Source organism: Carnobacterium divergens, assembly GCF_900258435.1.
Lineage (GTDB): Bacteria > Bacillota > Bacilli > Lactobacillales > Carnobacteriaceae > Carnobacterium > Carnobacterium divergens_A.
This window is the reverse complement of record NZ_LT992558.1, coordinates 1,321,653-1,336,777: the sequence shown is the minus strand read 5'-3', so window position 1 is coordinate 1,336,777 and position 15,125 is coordinate 1,321,653. Positions and strand designations below refer to the sequence as shown.

The following is a 15,125-nucleotide window of genomic DNA, read 5'->3' as shown; positions in this document are numbered from 1 at the left end:
TTGATATTTTTAGTGAATTCAATCATAGCACATCTAACGAAGTTTGACAATCTTTGACCAGATATTAATAACTGGTGTAACTTTCCTGTTTCACCTCATTAAATCCTTTTTTTCCAACATAATCTTTGATTGACCAGATATTCTTTCGGTCCGCTTTTGCATCTTTTTCTGCCTGATGGATAATATCATAATAAAGTTCTTTCCCATTAAAATAGCCTACTCGAGCTAGTCCTTCTCTTACAAGAACTTCTTCGACTAATTCATCATCTGCATACAAATAAGCCAACACTCGATTGTATTGATCAACGGCATCATGATTTGGATCGTAAACAATTGACAATTTCTTGCCTTTTAAATACTCCGTTAAAAATTCTTTGGCTTCTTTACCAAATGGCTGTGCTTTTCCAGTTTTTTGAGTGTTACTTTCTGGCGTATCCACTAGCAACAAACGCATTCGTTTTCGCTCGCCTTCTTCTCTCATAATAATCGTGTCCCCGTCAACGACTCTCTCCAATTCAACTGCTGTTCGTTTTGTATCTTCACTTGGACCTTTTGTTTGTTCATCATCTGTAACAAAAAAAGCACCTATTCCAATCAATATAATGGTTACAATAGAAGCAAAAACTTGATTTCTTTTTTTCATATTTTCACTCCTTTTTTAAAAAGCTGTTTTTACTTTATCATAATTTATGCCAAAATTGAAATTAAAAAAATATCATAAAAAAGCTAAAGATTCAAAGAACTGAATCTTTAGCTTCCTATATATAGTTCATTTTATTTTGCTTGTTTACGCTCTTGCTCAACAGCAGCTTGCGCTAAAATATTTAAATAGTTCCAAGGACGGTCAAAGTGAGGTTGGAAGAAGAAATCTACATAAGCCAAATCCTCAATCGTCATTTTATTTTGAACACATAAAGATAACGTATTGGCAGATTGTGTCACATCATATTTTGACATGATTTGACCTCCAACAATCCGATTCGTCCCTACTTCATAAACTAATTTCATTGTTACTTTTTCTGTTGTTGGCATAAACTCTGGGCGATAATTATCTTCTACAACTACTGAACGAACCTCTACCCCAAAATGAGGAGCGCTGTTTTCTGTCAATCCGGTTGAACCTATATTAAAACCAAATAAATATAAACCAGAAGTTGCTTGCGTGCCACGATATTTAACTGTTGGAGAAACAATATTTTTCCCAACTAAAGCTCCCATTCTAACTGCATTTGTAGCTAACGGAATATATGCAGAGCCTCCAGTTGGATTATAATGAACCGCGCAACTATCGCCAGCAGCAAAAATCGCTTCATCACTTGTTCTCATATATTCATCTACAACGATGGCACCATTTGGCAACATCTCTATTTTACCTTTTAATAAATCTGTATTAGGTTTAAATCCAACACATAAAATAACTAAATCAGCCTCATATTCTCCAACAGGTGTTTTCACAGCTGTCACAGCACCTGATTCATTGGCAACAAATTTCTCGACTGTTTGGTTTAAAGCTAGCGTAACGCCTCTTTCTTTTAAATCATGCTCTAAAACAGAAGTGAATTCAGCATCTAAATATTTGTTTAAAATACGATCTAATCCATCAACTAGCGTCACTTGCTTGCCAGATTCTGCAAATGCCTCAACTAATTCAATTCCAATATAGCCACCACCAACAATGACGATTTTTTCTGCATTTTTCGATTCTTTAATAATTTCATTTGCTTGGTTATAGTTTTTACATAAAAGAATGTTTTCACTATTGATTCCATCAATTGGAGGAATAATTGGCCAAGAGCCAGTTGTCATTACTAGTTTATCATAGGTTTCTTCAAATGTTTCACCTGTTTTTAAATTCTCAATTAAGACAACTTTATTCTCATTATCGATATTTTTCACATTGTGTTCCATGTTGATTTCTGCGCCCATAGAAGCAAGTTCTTCTGGACTTGAATAAAATAAACCTGCTGGATCTTTCACAACTCCACCAACATATAATGCAATCCCACATGATAAAAAGGAAACATTATCATTACGTTCAAACACCGATACTGACGCATCTGGTTGTTCATTTAAAATCGTTTTAACCGCTGCTGTACCTGCATGTGTACATCCTACTACTACTACTTTCATAAGGTGAATTCCTCCTTGTATTTGATACCAACCAACATAAGCTAATTGATAATAATAATCATTATTACAAAGTAACTATATCACAAAGTGATTTAGAAATCTATTATAAAACCTATCGTTTTGATAATTTTTTACTTCTAGTTAAAATAACAGTTTGTTAGATAATTAAAAAAACGCTTACAATAGTGATTCTATGCACAATCTATTTAATCATAAAAAATGAGGACTATTTGATTAAATAGTCCTCATTTTTTCATTTATCTAGTTTTGTTTCAGTCATTCGATGTTCTTTTCGAAGCTTTAAGATATCGTACACATATAAAATAACTGTTTTTGTTACTGCATAGAATGGGACTCCTAAAATCATGCCAATAATCCCAGCAATATTTCCAGCAACCAACAAAATAATAATAATTGTTAAGGGATGAATCGCTAATGTTTTGCCGATTACATTCGGAGAAATTAGATTGCTATCAATTTGTTGAACTATTAGAACAACCACACACACTAGAATTGCTTTGAAAGGCGAATCGATAAAACCAATAATTAATGCAGGTGCAATCCCAATGTAAGGACCGATAAAAGGAATAATATTTGTAATTCCAGCAATAAAACCTAACAAGAAACCATAAGGCAAATCAATAATGAGATATCCTACAAAGGTAAAGGTTCCAACAAATAAACAAACTAGCGCTTGTCCACTAATATAAGAAGCAATTGTATTGCTCATTTGTGACAATAACTCACTTACTTTATCTCGATAATCAGAGGGAACAAATTTTGTAACAGAGGGGCCAAATTTATCACCGTCTTTAAACATATAGAACAAGACAATTGGGACTGTCAATACGACGATTGTCATGTTTGTTACCGCCCCAACGATGGAGCCTACACTACTTGTGACACCACTAAAAACATTTTTTGCAATTTTTTCAATCGAAAAGTCAGAACTTTGTAATTTTTCTTCAAGTTTTAAATCTTTTAACCAACCTTGATTGATTAGATCATTGGAACTTGATTCTAAATCTTTTAAATACTTTGGAACATTGTTAACCAGTTGTCCAATTTGACTCACTAAGTTGGGAATGACAGCCATTGCTAAAAAGACCAGTCCGCCAATTAATAACAAGAAAATAATGGCAATTCCATACCCTCGCTTTATTTTCATTTTTTCTAGTAAATGAATCAATGGATTCAGCATATAATATAAAAACCCAGCAATCACGATTGGAGCAAATAAGGTTGAAATGAACGTTCCAACAGGTGCAAAGAGAAAATCAATCTTTGTACAAATAAATATTAACACAGCAATAACAAGTAACCAGATACTCCAAAACATTAAACTTGATTTTTTAAATAACTCCATATAATTTTTACTACCCCTTTTAAATTATTTTAGTAAATAAATACGCTTCAACTAATTGTTCAGTTGCAACAATTGATTCTTCATGTGTTCGTTCGTAAGCATGACTTGAATCAATGCCTGCACCAATCAAAGCATGTTTAACATCCGCTCCAGCTCGCATTGCAGCAGATGCATCACTGCCATAATAAGGATAAATATCCAATTGATAAGGAATTTGATTCGCTTCACATAACTCAGTTAATTGCTTTCTCAATTCATAATGATACGGTCCGCTACCATCTTTAACACAAATTGAAACTGAGTATTCATCGGTTTGTTGATCGTCTCCCATCGCTCCCATATCAACAGCTAGATACTCTACTACCTTATCGTTAATATTTGAATTTCCACCATACCCAATTTCTTCGTTATTTGAAATAAAGAAGTGGGTTGTATGTGGCAGACTAAGTTGTTCTTTTTTTAATTTTGTTAACAATTGAAGTAAAATAGCCACACTAACCTTATCGTCTAAATGACGTGATTTAATAAAACCTGCTTTTGTAATTTCTGTTCGTGGATCAAAACTAACAAAATCTCCTACTTGAATCCCTAGTTTTTCTGTTTCTTCTTTAGAGCGAACTTTTTCATCTACTCGTACTTCCATATTTTCTTGATTGCGTTCCGCAGTGCCTGCATCTTTATACACATGAACGCTCGTTTGGTGCATTAAAATTGTCCCGCTATAGGTTTTTCCATGGGTCGTTTGGATTTGGCAGTATTCTCCTTCGATTGCATTGTATTTAAACCCACCAACTAAATCTAGTTTTAAGCGTCCGTCAGGCTTAATTCCTCTTACCATTGCGCCTAGCGTGTCAACGTGAGCCGTCACAAAACGATGTTGTTCATGATTAGTGCCCTTAACAGTGACAATTAAACTCCCTTTACGATTAACTTTTGTTTCATATCCAAGTGTTTCAAGATACGTCTTGATATAGTTGATAATTTCATAAGTATTTCCAGTAGGTGAAGGGATAGTTGTTAACGTTTCCACCCATTTAATTGTTGTTTTTTCCATTTTTCAAACCCCTATCTAAAATTTCATACACTTATTATAGTATACATTAATTTATTCATAAATAAACCGCCTAAAGTCTGAGAAATCATTTAGTTATAAAATAATTGGCAGAGCACTTATTTTATGCTACTCTAGTATGAAAACCATCACCTTTAAATTGATGCGTTCGTTTTTATATTATAACATAGGAGTGATAAATTTGAACTTTATATGGACAACCGATTTACAATCAACTACGTATCAAGATGCTTTGACCATTCGCAAAAAAGTTTTTGTTGAAGAACAGCAAGTAGACTTATCAATTGAAATAGATGAGTTAGAAGATCAAACATTTCATGTAACAGGCTATCTTAATGAAAAAGCCGTTGCTACTGCACGTTTATATCCTGTTACAGCCACAGAATTTAAAGTTCAGCGAGTTGCGGTTTCCAACGCCTACCGTGGACAGCAATTAGGGCAACAATTAATGAAAGAAATTGAACGTTTTGCCAAAGAAAATCAAAAGGACACTTTAATTTTAGGCGCACAAGATCAAGCTATTGGCTTTTATGAAAAATTAGGCTATCACACATACGGAGAAGGTTTTTTAGATGCTGGAATTCCTCATCATATGATGAAAAAAGAACTTATATAAAAAAAGATTTCAGCAACATTGCTGAAATCTTTTTTTATTTTTTTGTTCGATTCAATAAAGCTTCTCTTTTTTCTTTCATTTTCTTTATACGTCTTTCTTTTTCATTCTCTAAACGTTGAATTTTTTTAATAAGTTTCCCATCAATTCGTTGGTAGGTTAACTCTAAAACGTCTCCTACTTCCACTTCTTTAGGAAGTTCACTTTCCAAGACATACATTGGACTTTGACCTTTATCTGGAATCAAGCGCGCAATTGCGTTTTCAATTTCTTCTAAGACTACTTTCATTTTATTAACCTCCAAATCCTTGCCTTATTTTTTAGTTGGCTCTACTGTATAACTTCCATCTTTAGTAACTGAAACGGTAATCGTTCCATTGATATCCGTTCCATATACAGGAATACCTAATGCATTGATTCGCTCCATTGCTTCTATATTAGGATGATGGTAGGTATTGTTTAGTCCCGCTGAGTAGATTGCAACTTTTGGATTAACAGCAGTTAGCCACTCGGTACTACTACTTTCTTTTGATCCATGATGGCCAATATGAAGCACGGTTGAACTTAATGGTTTGCCACTTGCCAATAGTTGCTTTTCAACGCGCTTAGCAGCATCTCCTGGAAACATTACGCTAAATTCGCCTATCGTTAGTCTAGTGATGATGGAATCATCATTTTGATTGCTTTTAGCCTCGTCTGTTGGATTAAATACTTCTAATTGAAACGGTCCAACTGTTTTAGTCAATCCTGCTTTTGGTTCAAAATAAGCCGTATCTTTTTCAGCGATTGCATCTAGTAATTTTTCGTATACTTTTGTCGTTGCATCGTGGCCATTCATCCAAACTTCTTTGACATCAAAATACTTCAACACTAAATCGCCATTTCCAATATGATCCGAATCATTATGAGTAAAAATCAATAAATCAATTTTACCACCTGTTCCAACGTATTGATTTAAATAATCTATGATTCGTTTTTCTTTATCGTCGTAACGTCCTGTATCAATTAAGATTGTCGTACCATCTGAAGCTTGAATTAATGTAGCATCTCCTTGTCCAATGTCTAAAAATCTAAAGGTAGCATTTTCGTTAGTCACCGGCTTTTTAGGCACTTCTACTGGCTGATATTCCGTTTCCTTTAAAATCATTTCTTTTAAATCATTCGGTAATTGAACCATTTTATCTGTTAGGGATGCATTAGGATCCGTATTTCGTCCAATAACAACTCCAATCATGATACAAAGAATCATTACTACTAAAACAAAAGATGCTTTTAACTGAAATCGTTGTTTTTTTGTTAATTTTTTATTTTTTTTTCGTTTGGTTGCCACATTTATCCCTCATTCAACTAAATTCTATAAAAAACAACTCACTTCACTTAGAAGAAAGTTGTTTTGCTTTTGATTATTGACCTACAAAGTAAGACATAAATAATGCCGCAATATTAAAATAAATCAACACACTTGTTAAATCACTTAACGTTGTTATAAAAGGACCGCTTGCTACTGCAGGATCAAACCCTAATCGATCCATTAAAATTGGAATCAAGCTTCCTGCTAAGTTTGCTACTGTAATCGCACAAAGCATCGCCATACCGATGACAAAACCTAAAATAAAGTTGTGTTTCCAAATCCCAACAACTACAAAGATTGTTACTCCAGTTACAAGTCCGGTTACGAGTCCCGTCATAATCTCACTGAAAATCATTTTTCCAAAATTTGTATTGCTGTCATCTTGTGTTGCTAGCTTACGAACTGCAACGGCTAAGGATTGCGTCCCTGCATTTCCAGCTGTCCCAGTAATCAATGAAATAAATACTGCTAAAATACTTGCATCACTTACCATCACTTCATAGCGACTAATGAGTGATGCTGTGCTCATTCCTAAAAATAATAGCGTAATTAACCATGGCAATCGTTTAGATGCCGCAATAAATGGATTTTCAGTCGTCTCCTCAACATCGACCCCCGCCAAACCAGAATAGTCACTGGTGGCTTCGTCATCAATAACATCGATAATATCATCAACGGTAATAATTCCTAACAGGTGATCAACTTCGTCAACAACGGGAACTGCTAAGAAATCATAATCTCGAATTGTTTTTGCAACATCATTTTGATCATCCGTTACTTTTACTGCTACTGGATGTTCACTCATTAAGTCAGCAATCAATTGATCGTCTTCATTAATAATTAAATCTCTTAATGAAATAACCCCAACTAAAACCTCTTCACTGTCAACGACATAAATATAGTAAATCGTCTCAGCTTCTGGTGCTTTACTTTTTAAAATGGCCATTGCTGAACGAACCGTTTGATTCGCAACGATTGAAACAAATTCCGTTGTCATAATAGATCCAGCCGTCTCATCTTCGTAGTGAAGCAATTCTTTAATTTCACTCGCATTTTCTTCCGGCATTAAATCTAAATAGACTTTAACTTGATGTTTATTTAATTGTTTTAAAATATCAACAGCATTATCGGCATACATTGCACCTAACATGTCTGCAGCATAGTTGGGATTCATTTCTCTTAGGTACTCTTCAACGGATTCTTCATCTTCTTCAATCACTTCAAACATATCACCTAATTCATTAGGAGATAGGTAATGATACGTTTTTTGGCGTTCTTCTTTTGTTAATCCTAGATAAACCTGACCTTGTTCATAAGAATGAAGAGCTAAAAATTCATCTCTAAAATCAGGCATATTTTCTGCATTTAATAATTCTTTCATTCGTTCCAATCGTTCTTCTATTTCTAATTGAGCTTCATTCAAAAAAATCCATCTCCTTTCTAATGATTTATTTTGGTAATAGACATGTTTTCTGTCCATTGCTGCATATCTATTGGATAAGGAGCGGTTACGAGCGTTTTTTCGTTTGTAAAGGGGTGAATAAATTGTAGTTCATGGCAATGAAGCGCTTGACGTCTTAGCCATTGATCGTGAACACCACCATATAGATCATCCCCTACTAAAGGATGACCTAGGTGAGCAAAATGAACTCTAATTTGATGGGTTCTGCCAGTATGCAATTGAATATCTACAAGAGTTGCCTCGTGGTATCGTTCCTTTACCCAATATTCCGTTAAAGCTGCTCTCCCATTTGGGGTCACTATTCTTTTGATAATAGAATCGGTCGGACGACCTATAGGAGCTTCTATCTTCCCATGATCTTTTGCTACATTTCCTGTTACCAAAGCTGTATAACGTTTTAAAAGTGTTCGCGATCTCAAAGCTTCGTCCATTAAGGCATGAGCATAACCATGTTTTGCAAATAACATTAGCCCTGTTGTATCACGATCTAAACGCGTGACAATATGCACTACTTGGTCTTTGTAATTTTGTCTACAATAATATCCCTTCACACGATTGGCCATACTTCCTTCAGGATGAACTTGAGAAGGAATTGATACGACGCCGTAAGGTTTATTAACAATCAAATAGTGTTCGTCTTCATAAACAATTTCAATCGGGTGCTCAGCTGGAAAGGTGGTTTCATACCCTTCTTCATCTGGCACTGTCATTTCTACTACATCATTTTCTTTTAAATAAAAAATAGCATTCACTTCTTGGTGATTGACAGTAATTTTTCCACCTTGAAATTTCACTTTGGCTAATAACCCTCTTGAAACACCTTTAGTGCGTAAAAATGTTTTCACTTGATAAGACTCTTTTAACGGATAAATCCAACTAAATTTCATGACTATGTTTCGCTCCAATAAATGCATCTTCTACTCTACTCCAGAAATGAGTATGACGATAACGAGCAAAATGAATTCGTTCCTTCGCAATTCGGTAGTTAATAGCAATAATATTTTTTTCTGATGAGGTTAATTGATCGATGGTCAAAATAAAACCATCTTCTGAAGCTGGTCGTAATTGAATCCATTCATTCGGTGCAACAATCATCGGTGAACTAAGGGTACGGAAAACACGATTGTTGATTGACGCAATTTCCGTTAATTGAATCGCTTCTAAGCGTGGGTGAATAACTGCTCCACCAACTGATTTATTGTACGCTGTTGAGCCTGTTGGCGTTGAAACGCACATCCCGTCTCCTCTAAAACGCTCAAACCATTCATCTTTAATATAAACGTCACATACCATTGTGCCATCGATACGTTTTAAGGTTGATTCATTCAATGCAAAAAAATGGGCTTCTTCCACTTGATTTTGATACGAAACTTTAACGTCTAATAAAGGATAACTCACGCTTTCTCCTTGGTCCTTCACTAAACTTTCTACTAGTTCTTCTAATTCAAAATCTCGCCAATCCGTATAGAAACCTAAATGTCCTGTATGAACTCCAACAAATCGAATTTGATCCAATAAGTGAGCATACCGATGAAATGCTGACAACAAGGTGCCATCCCCACCAACTGTAATGACTAAATCAGGATTTTTTTCTTCTAAAGTTAAACGGTTCTTCAAACAGAGCGCTCTTAATTCTTGAGCAACAGCAACTGATTTTTGATTATGATTGTGAATAATTGCAATTCGCACAGTTGCCACCTCCGTTGGTTATTTTTTGTCGTTGTCTTCTTGATAGCCTTTATTATGTGAAAACAAACGCTGTGCTTCTTGGATTTCTACCCGAATTTGTGACATTTCTTCGTCTAATTGAAAAGCTGCTTCTGCGGCTCTTTGAAGTCGAACATTGATGTCTTCTGGAAATTCTCCTTGATATTTATAATTCAATGAATGTTCAATCGTTGCCCAAAAATTCATTGATAACGTTCTAATTTGAATTTCAACTAAAATTTTCTTTTCCCCAGCGATTAATTGCACGGGGTATTCTAAGACAACATGATACGATCGATAACCACTTTCTTTGTTATTCGTAATGTAATCTCGTTCTTCAATAATATGAATATCATGACGATTGCGAAGCAAACGTACGACTTCATGAATATCATCCACAAACTGACACATAATTCTTAAACCAGCGATATCTTGCATATCTGTTTCTAAACGATTGATTGAAATATTTCGTAATCTCGCTTTTGCTAAAATACTATCTTTAGGTTTCACGCGACCTGTTACAAATTCGATTGGTGTGTGTAAACTTTCTTGCCTGAATTGTTTTCGAATTCCTTTTAATTTCACTTTTAATTCGTCAACAGCTTGTTGATATGGCGCAAAAAACTCATCCCAATTTTCTATCATAAATCATACCTTCTTTATCTTTCAATTAAAATCCTTGATCTTTCTAACTTAAATTAAGTATTCAATCCATTTTAACATATGTAAGATGGATTTTGGGTATTGAAAGCACAATCTCATTCAAAAAATATGCTAAAATAGGATGAACGAACTTTTAGGAGGTTGTATATATGAGCGAACAAGTTGAAATTGAATTTAAAAATATGCTAACACAATCGGAATATAAAAAATTGCTTCACTTATTTCAAGCAAAAGAAGATGCTTTTTTTTATCAATCCAATACTTACTTTGATACTCCTGATTGGCAACTAAAAATAAAAAAAGCTGGATTAAGGATTAGGTTATTGCCTGAATATGCTGAATTAACTTTAAAGACACCCTTAGAAAAGGATCTCCTTGAAACAACTGACACGCTTTCTTTAGAAGAGGGAAAACAATTGATTCAACAGGGTAAGATTAAAGACTCGGGCTTTGTTTTCACGAAATTAATTTCTCTAGGAATTGATCCAACTAAACTCCGTTTGCTGGGAAGTTTAGCCACTACTCGTTACGAACAGAAAACAAAAAAAGGAGTATTTGTATTAGATCATAGTATCTATTGCGATCAGGAAGACTACGAATTGGAGTTTGAAACTACCCACCACGAAGAAGGAAACAAGTTTTTCCAACAGTTCTTACTTGATCAAGGGATTCCCCTTCGTCCATCAAAGCATAAAATTGCTCGGATGATTGAAGCAAACAACCAAATATAATGCCTGATATTTCCCACTAAAATTTGAATTGTGGCGATTTTGTTACAACTAAACTCTTTCCAATTCAAAAGTCAAGGTTTTTTATTACTTTTTTTTATTTTTTTTTGGTAAAGTATACTTGTTGAAAGAAACCGTCTCATAAGTGACCAATACAAAAATATAAAAAATGGTAAGGTGAAGAATTATGCTAACGCAACCCCATAACTCAAAGGCAAATACTCCTGACTTTAAACAAATAATTGAAATTTATTTATTTATTAACCCGTTGGGCTCTAAATGTTATCAAGCCGAAAAAGAGTTGTTAACGTTTATAGAATCCAAAACGGATAAAAAAGTTCATTTTAGATTCATTCCATTTCACAACCTTCAAACTGTCTCGAATTACATGAAATTTCATCAGCTACCTGAAAGAAACTTAGCCTTACGAAATGAAATTTGTGGAAATACCTACAGTGCTTGTTTAGCTTATAAAGCAGCTTTGATGCAAGGAAAGAAAAAAGGCCGTACCTTTTTAATGAATTTACAAAAAGCTGTTGTTGAAGATCAATGTGTGTTTAGCGAAACCTTACTAAAAACAATTGCCCAACAAAGTCGCTTGGATGTTGAGATGTTTCTAGAAGATAAGCAATCTGATTTTGCGAAAAAAGACTATGAAAAAGATCAACAAATCGCAAGAGAGATGAATATTCAATGTACTCCTTCTCTAGTTCTTTTTGATAATTTAACAGATGATTATGGATTACTTCTTGATAATGAATGCATTTCATTAGATTTAGTGACTAAATTATGTGATTCATCTAACTCAATTCGTGACAACCATAAAAAAATAATGTCTCAAAATACTCTGGTTACAAAGACTACAGAAAATCATTTACGTGTATTAGGTTCATAAAAAAGGACGATTATCAAGGGTTACTTGATAATCGTCTTTTCTATTGTTTTATTTTTTTATTAGAGATTCAAATTCATTTAATCGACTTTCAAAAATAGCCATCGCTTCTTCAATATATGTTTTATTCGTCATATCCACTCCAGCTTTTTTCATCACTTCGATTGGGAAATCACTACTCCCTGATTTCAAATAGTTCAAATAATTTTCAAGAGCATGTTCTTCATTATTTAAAATTTTCGCTGATAAAGCAGAGGCAGCTGAAAAACCAGTCGCATATTGATACACATAGTAATTGTAATAAAAATGAGGAATTCTCGCCCACTCCACTGCGATTTCTGGATCTTTTTCAACGGCATCTCCGTAATAACGAGCATTTAAAGTTGCATAGTACTCTGACATAAATTCACTTGTTAATGGAACACCTGCAGCTGCTTGTTCATGAATAAAATGTTCAAATTCTGCAAATTGTGTTTGACGGAAAATCGTTCCTTTAAATCCATCTAGATAATGATTTAATACATAAGCACGAATTTTTGGATCCGTTTGAGTTTCTAATAAATATTCAGTCAAAATATTTTCATTTGTTGTAGACGCAATTTCTGCTAGGAAAATAGAATAATCGCCATATACGTAGGGTTGATTTTTTCTTGTATAGTAGCTATGCACACTATGTCCCATTTCATGAACTAATGTAAATAATTGATCTAATGTATCATGCCAATTCATTAAAATATAAGGATTTGTTTCGTAGGCACCTGATGAATAAGCACCACTTCGTTTCCCCTCATTTTCAACAACATCAATCCATCGATTCGTAAAGGCTTCTTCCACAATGCTTAAATAGTCTTCTCCTAAAGGTGCCAATGCTTCTAAAGTCATCTTTTTAGCTTCATCATATGAAAATTTGATTGTTGCTTCTCCTGTCATCGGCGTGTACATATCATACATATGCAGTTTATCAACTTTTAATACGTCTTTGCGCAGTGCTACATAGCGATGCAGTAAAGGCAAATGCTCATCAACAACCATTAATAAGGTATCGTAGACAGCTTCTGGAATATCATTGGCAGCTAGCGCTTTAGCCCTTGCTGAATCATAATGATGAACCTTGGCATTATAGTTGTGATATTTTACATGTGCTGATAAGGTACTAGCAAATGTGTTTTTCAAACCTGCATAAGTCTTAGACAGATTTTGAAAAGCTGACTGACGTACTTCACGATTGGTGCTTTCCATTAATTGGCCATAAACGCCATGAGAAAGTTGAATATTTTCTCCCTTCTCATCTTTAATAATTGGAAACTTGATATCTGCGTTATTCAATACATTAAACGTACGGCTAGACGCTGTAAAAATTTCACCTGCTCCTGCTAGTAAAGATTCTTCATTTGAAGATAAGATATGTGCTCTTGCGCTAGTCATTTGATCGATAAAATGTTGGTAAGGTTTTAATTCCTTATTTTCTTTAAAAAAGCCTTTTAATTTTTCAGGAGGAATCTCCAATATTTCTGGTTCAAACCAAGATAAGCTTTCGCTAACTTTCGTTGCAAGAGCGGATGCACGTTCATAAATCCCTTGATACGTATCGTTATTTGTATCTTGATCATTTTTTAAATGCGCATAGACATACAACGTTTCTAACTCATTAGACACATCTAATAAAAAGTTAATTCCTTGTACTAACAAATCAGAACTCGTTCCAATTTTACCTTTTACTTGATCCACTTTTTTTAACTTTTCTTCCAAAAGTAAATAGTGTTGATTAAACGCTTCATCTGATTTAAAAATAACGTCTAAATCCCACGTTAAATTTTCAGGAACTTCATTGCGAAGTGGTAGCTTTTTTGTCTCTGTCATGATGTGTCCTCCTCAAAAATTTATCTAACTGTAATTTTACCATACCTTAAAGGAAAATGGCTGAATTCTTGACCTATTTTTAGCTTTATTCAATATTTTTAGTCAATTTTATTAATTTTTCTGATTCAGAATTAAAAAATGAAAGATCTTTTAAAATCAACCATCGACCTTGTGCTATTTGTTGGATGATTCCTCTAGTTTCTAAAAAATAAAGATAACGAATCAATTCATTTTTTCGGATTTTTTTTCCTATTAAAGGAGTAGAATAAAATAAGGGATAAGTCATCATCTCCTGCAAATAATCGCTACTCGTAAAGAGCTTGGTTTCACCTTTCTCACTAATCCACTTCACTACATAATATTTCCACTGACAGCCTTCCATTTGAATAATCACTGATTGCTCTATAGGCAAATGCAACTCAATTGGAAGAGATAGTAGATGGTGGTGCGCTTGATATAAAATACGTTGAAATTTTACTAATTTTGATTGAGGATAGTGTAAAGATTTCGCTAAAAACTGATGATTTTTGAACAATTCTTTCCTTTGTTCTGTACTCGAGTTAATATAGGACTGATCGTTTATTTTTTGTAACTGGTCTTTAATTTTTTCTAACGTCATTTTTTTATGAGTCAATGCAATTTGATAAACCCGACTTTTTAGTAGCTGATTTCTTTCAAATTCAATTAAATGATGAAAAATATAAACCCTTTGATAGACAGTATCTAAAAAGAAAAGATGATAGTTAAGTTTGTTATTATAAGATAAAAATAAACGTTGTTGAACTGTTAATTTCCGTTTTAATTTGAAACGTTCACCTAAAATCCAAAAAACGTTATAACCAGATTTTTGATAATTTTGAGTACGTTTCATCATGTCTGCTACACTAATGAAACTGCATTGAAATTCAATTGCCACAGGTATTTTTTGGTTCCACCAAATCAGTAAATCAGGTCTTTGTTTTAATTTTGGCAAATACGCTTCTAACTTACATGGGATGCCTTGTTGTGTAAACCACCGATACAACAGCTGCTTTCCTGTTAAATGTTCTAACGACTCTCCTTCTGAAAATAAACCACAATCGGAAACTCGATAATGTGAAAAATGCGGAATCTTAATTTCACCTTTTTTTAAATAAACAGGCTGTCGGCATCCTGGACAACATAAGAATCCTTTTCTCTTTTTCGGGTTGATTAAATCCGCTTGCACGTAATGATTTTGACTATCTAAAGCAATTAACATCGTTATCCCTCACTTTTTATCCTTTCATATACTATTCGTAA

General features: G+C 33.9%; 15 protein-coding genes. 3 read left to right on the top strand and 12 right to left on the bottom strand.

The window, feature by feature from the left end; all coding sequences use genetic code 11:
• Positions 1 to 64 precede the first annotated feature (64 nt).
• From CDIMF43_RS06795 to CDIMF43_RS06780, 4 genes are all read right to left on the bottom strand, one after another.
• Entirely contained in the window at positions 65 to 643 is a 579-nt protein-coding gene (locus CDIMF43_RS06795; protein ID WP_109841555.1) for a thermonuclease family protein, read from the bottom strand.
• Positions 644 to 774: 131 nt separating this feature from the next.
• Complete coding sequence (locus CDIMF43_RS06790; protein ID WP_109841554.1) at positions 775 to 2,130, bottom strand: FAD-dependent oxidoreductase; 1,356 nt, start codon at positions 2,128 to 2,130, stop codon at positions 775 to 777.
• A 253-nt stretch (positions 2,131 to 2,383) separates the two neighbouring features.
• Positions 2,384 to 3,496, bottom strand: a complete 1,113-nt coding sequence (locus tag CDIMF43_RS06785) for an AI-2E family transporter (RefSeq protein WP_074402978.1) — start codon at positions 3,494 to 3,496, stop codon at positions 2,384 to 2,386.
• 19 nt (positions 3,497 to 3,515) lie between these two features.
• Complete coding sequence (locus CDIMF43_RS06780) at positions 3,516 to 4,550, bottom strand: M42 family metallopeptidase (protein ID WP_074402979.1); 1,035 nt, start codon at positions 4,548 to 4,550, stop codon at positions 3,516 to 3,518.
• Between the two features lie 199 nt (positions 4,551 to 4,749).
• Between CDIMF43_RS06780 and CDIMF43_RS06775 the strand changes: the two genes are divergently transcribed.
• Positions 4,750 to 5,184 carry a GNAT family N-acetyltransferase gene (locus CDIMF43_RS06775; protein WP_176713130.1) on the top strand — a complete coding sequence of 145 codons (435 nt, stop codon included), beginning with the start codon at positions 4,750 to 4,752 and terminating at the stop codon, positions 5,182 to 5,184.
• Between the two features lie 34 nt (positions 5,185 to 5,218).
• Here the strand turns inward: CDIMF43_RS06775 and CDIMF43_RS06770 are convergent, their stop codons facing one another.
• The 6 genes from CDIMF43_RS06770 to yjbM all read right to left on the bottom strand — a co-directional run bounded on the left by CDIMF43_RS06770 (position 5,219) and on the right by yjbM (position 10,346).
• Entirely contained in the window at positions 5,219 to 5,470 is a 252-nt protein-coding gene (locus CDIMF43_RS06770) for a DUF3006 family protein (RefSeq protein WP_074402980.1), read from the bottom strand.
• A gap of 24 nt (positions 5,471 to 5,494) precedes the next feature.
• On the bottom strand, positions 5,495 to 6,511 hold the full coding sequence (locus CDIMF43_RS06765) for a ComEC/Rec2 family competence protein (RefSeq protein WP_074402981.1): 1,017 nt from the start codon (positions 6,509 to 6,511) through the stop codon (positions 5,495 to 5,497).
• Positions 6,512 to 6,584: 73 nt separating this feature from the next.
• Positions 6,585 to 7,955: a magnesium transporter gene (gene mgtE, locus CDIMF43_RS06760; RefSeq protein WP_074402982.1), complete on the bottom strand. Its 1,371-nt coding sequence runs from the start codon at positions 7,953 to 7,955 to the stop codon at positions 6,585 to 6,587.
• Between the two features lie 17 nt (positions 7,956 to 7,972).
• Positions 7,973 to 8,881, bottom strand: coding sequence for an RluA family pseudouridine synthase (locus CDIMF43_RS06755; RefSeq protein ID WP_074402983.1), 909 nt, complete (start codon positions 8,879 to 8,881; stop codon positions 7,973 to 7,975).
• The gene (locus CDIMF43_RS06750) at positions 8,871 to 9,683 is read right to left on the bottom strand and encodes an NAD kinase (RefSeq protein WP_074402984.1); all 813 of its coding nucleotides are present in this window, start codon (positions 9,681 to 9,683) and stop codon (positions 8,871 to 8,873) included. Before CDIMF43_RS06750 ends, CDIMF43_RS06755 begins: the two co-directional genes overlap by 11 nt.
• An 18-nt stretch (positions 9,684 to 9,701) precedes the next feature.
• Positions 9,702 to 10,346, bottom strand: coding sequence for a GTP diphosphokinase (gene yjbM / locus CDIMF43_RS06745; protein WP_074402985.1), 645 nt, complete (start codon positions 10,344 to 10,346; stop codon positions 9,702 to 9,704).
• Positions 10,347 to 10,513: 167 nt separating this feature from the next.
• Here yjbM and CDIMF43_RS06740 point away from each other — a divergent pair, with 167 nt between their 5' ends.
• Together CDIMF43_RS06740 and CDIMF43_RS06735 are read left to right on the top strand one after the other, a co-directional pair.
• Positions 10,514 to 11,095 (top strand): CYTH domain-containing protein, encoded by a 582-nt coding sequence (locus CDIMF43_RS06740; RefSeq protein WP_109841553.1) that lies wholly within the window; start codon positions 10,514 to 10,516, stop codon positions 11,093 to 11,095.
• A gap of 184 nt (positions 11,096 to 11,279) precedes the next feature.
• The gene (locus CDIMF43_RS06735) at positions 11,280 to 11,987 is read left to right on the top strand and encodes a DsbA family protein (protein WP_109841552.1); all 708 of its coding nucleotides are present in this window, start codon (positions 11,280 to 11,282) and stop codon (positions 11,985 to 11,987) included.
• A gap of 48 nt (positions 11,988 to 12,035) precedes the next feature.
• Here the strand turns inward: CDIMF43_RS06735 and pepF are convergent, their stop codons facing one another.
• Positions 12,036 to 13,844: an oligoendopeptidase F gene (gene pepF, locus CDIMF43_RS06730; protein ID WP_109841551.1), complete on the bottom strand. Its 1,809-nt coding sequence runs from the start codon at positions 13,842 to 13,844 to the stop codon at positions 12,036 to 12,038.
• 85 nt (positions 13,845 to 13,929) lie between these two features.
• Complete coding sequence (locus tag CDIMF43_RS06725) at positions 13,930 to 15,084, bottom strand: competence protein CoiA (protein WP_109841550.1); 1,155 nt, start codon at positions 15,082 to 15,084, stop codon at positions 13,930 to 13,932.
• Positions 15,085 to 15,125: the final 41 nt, after the last annotated feature.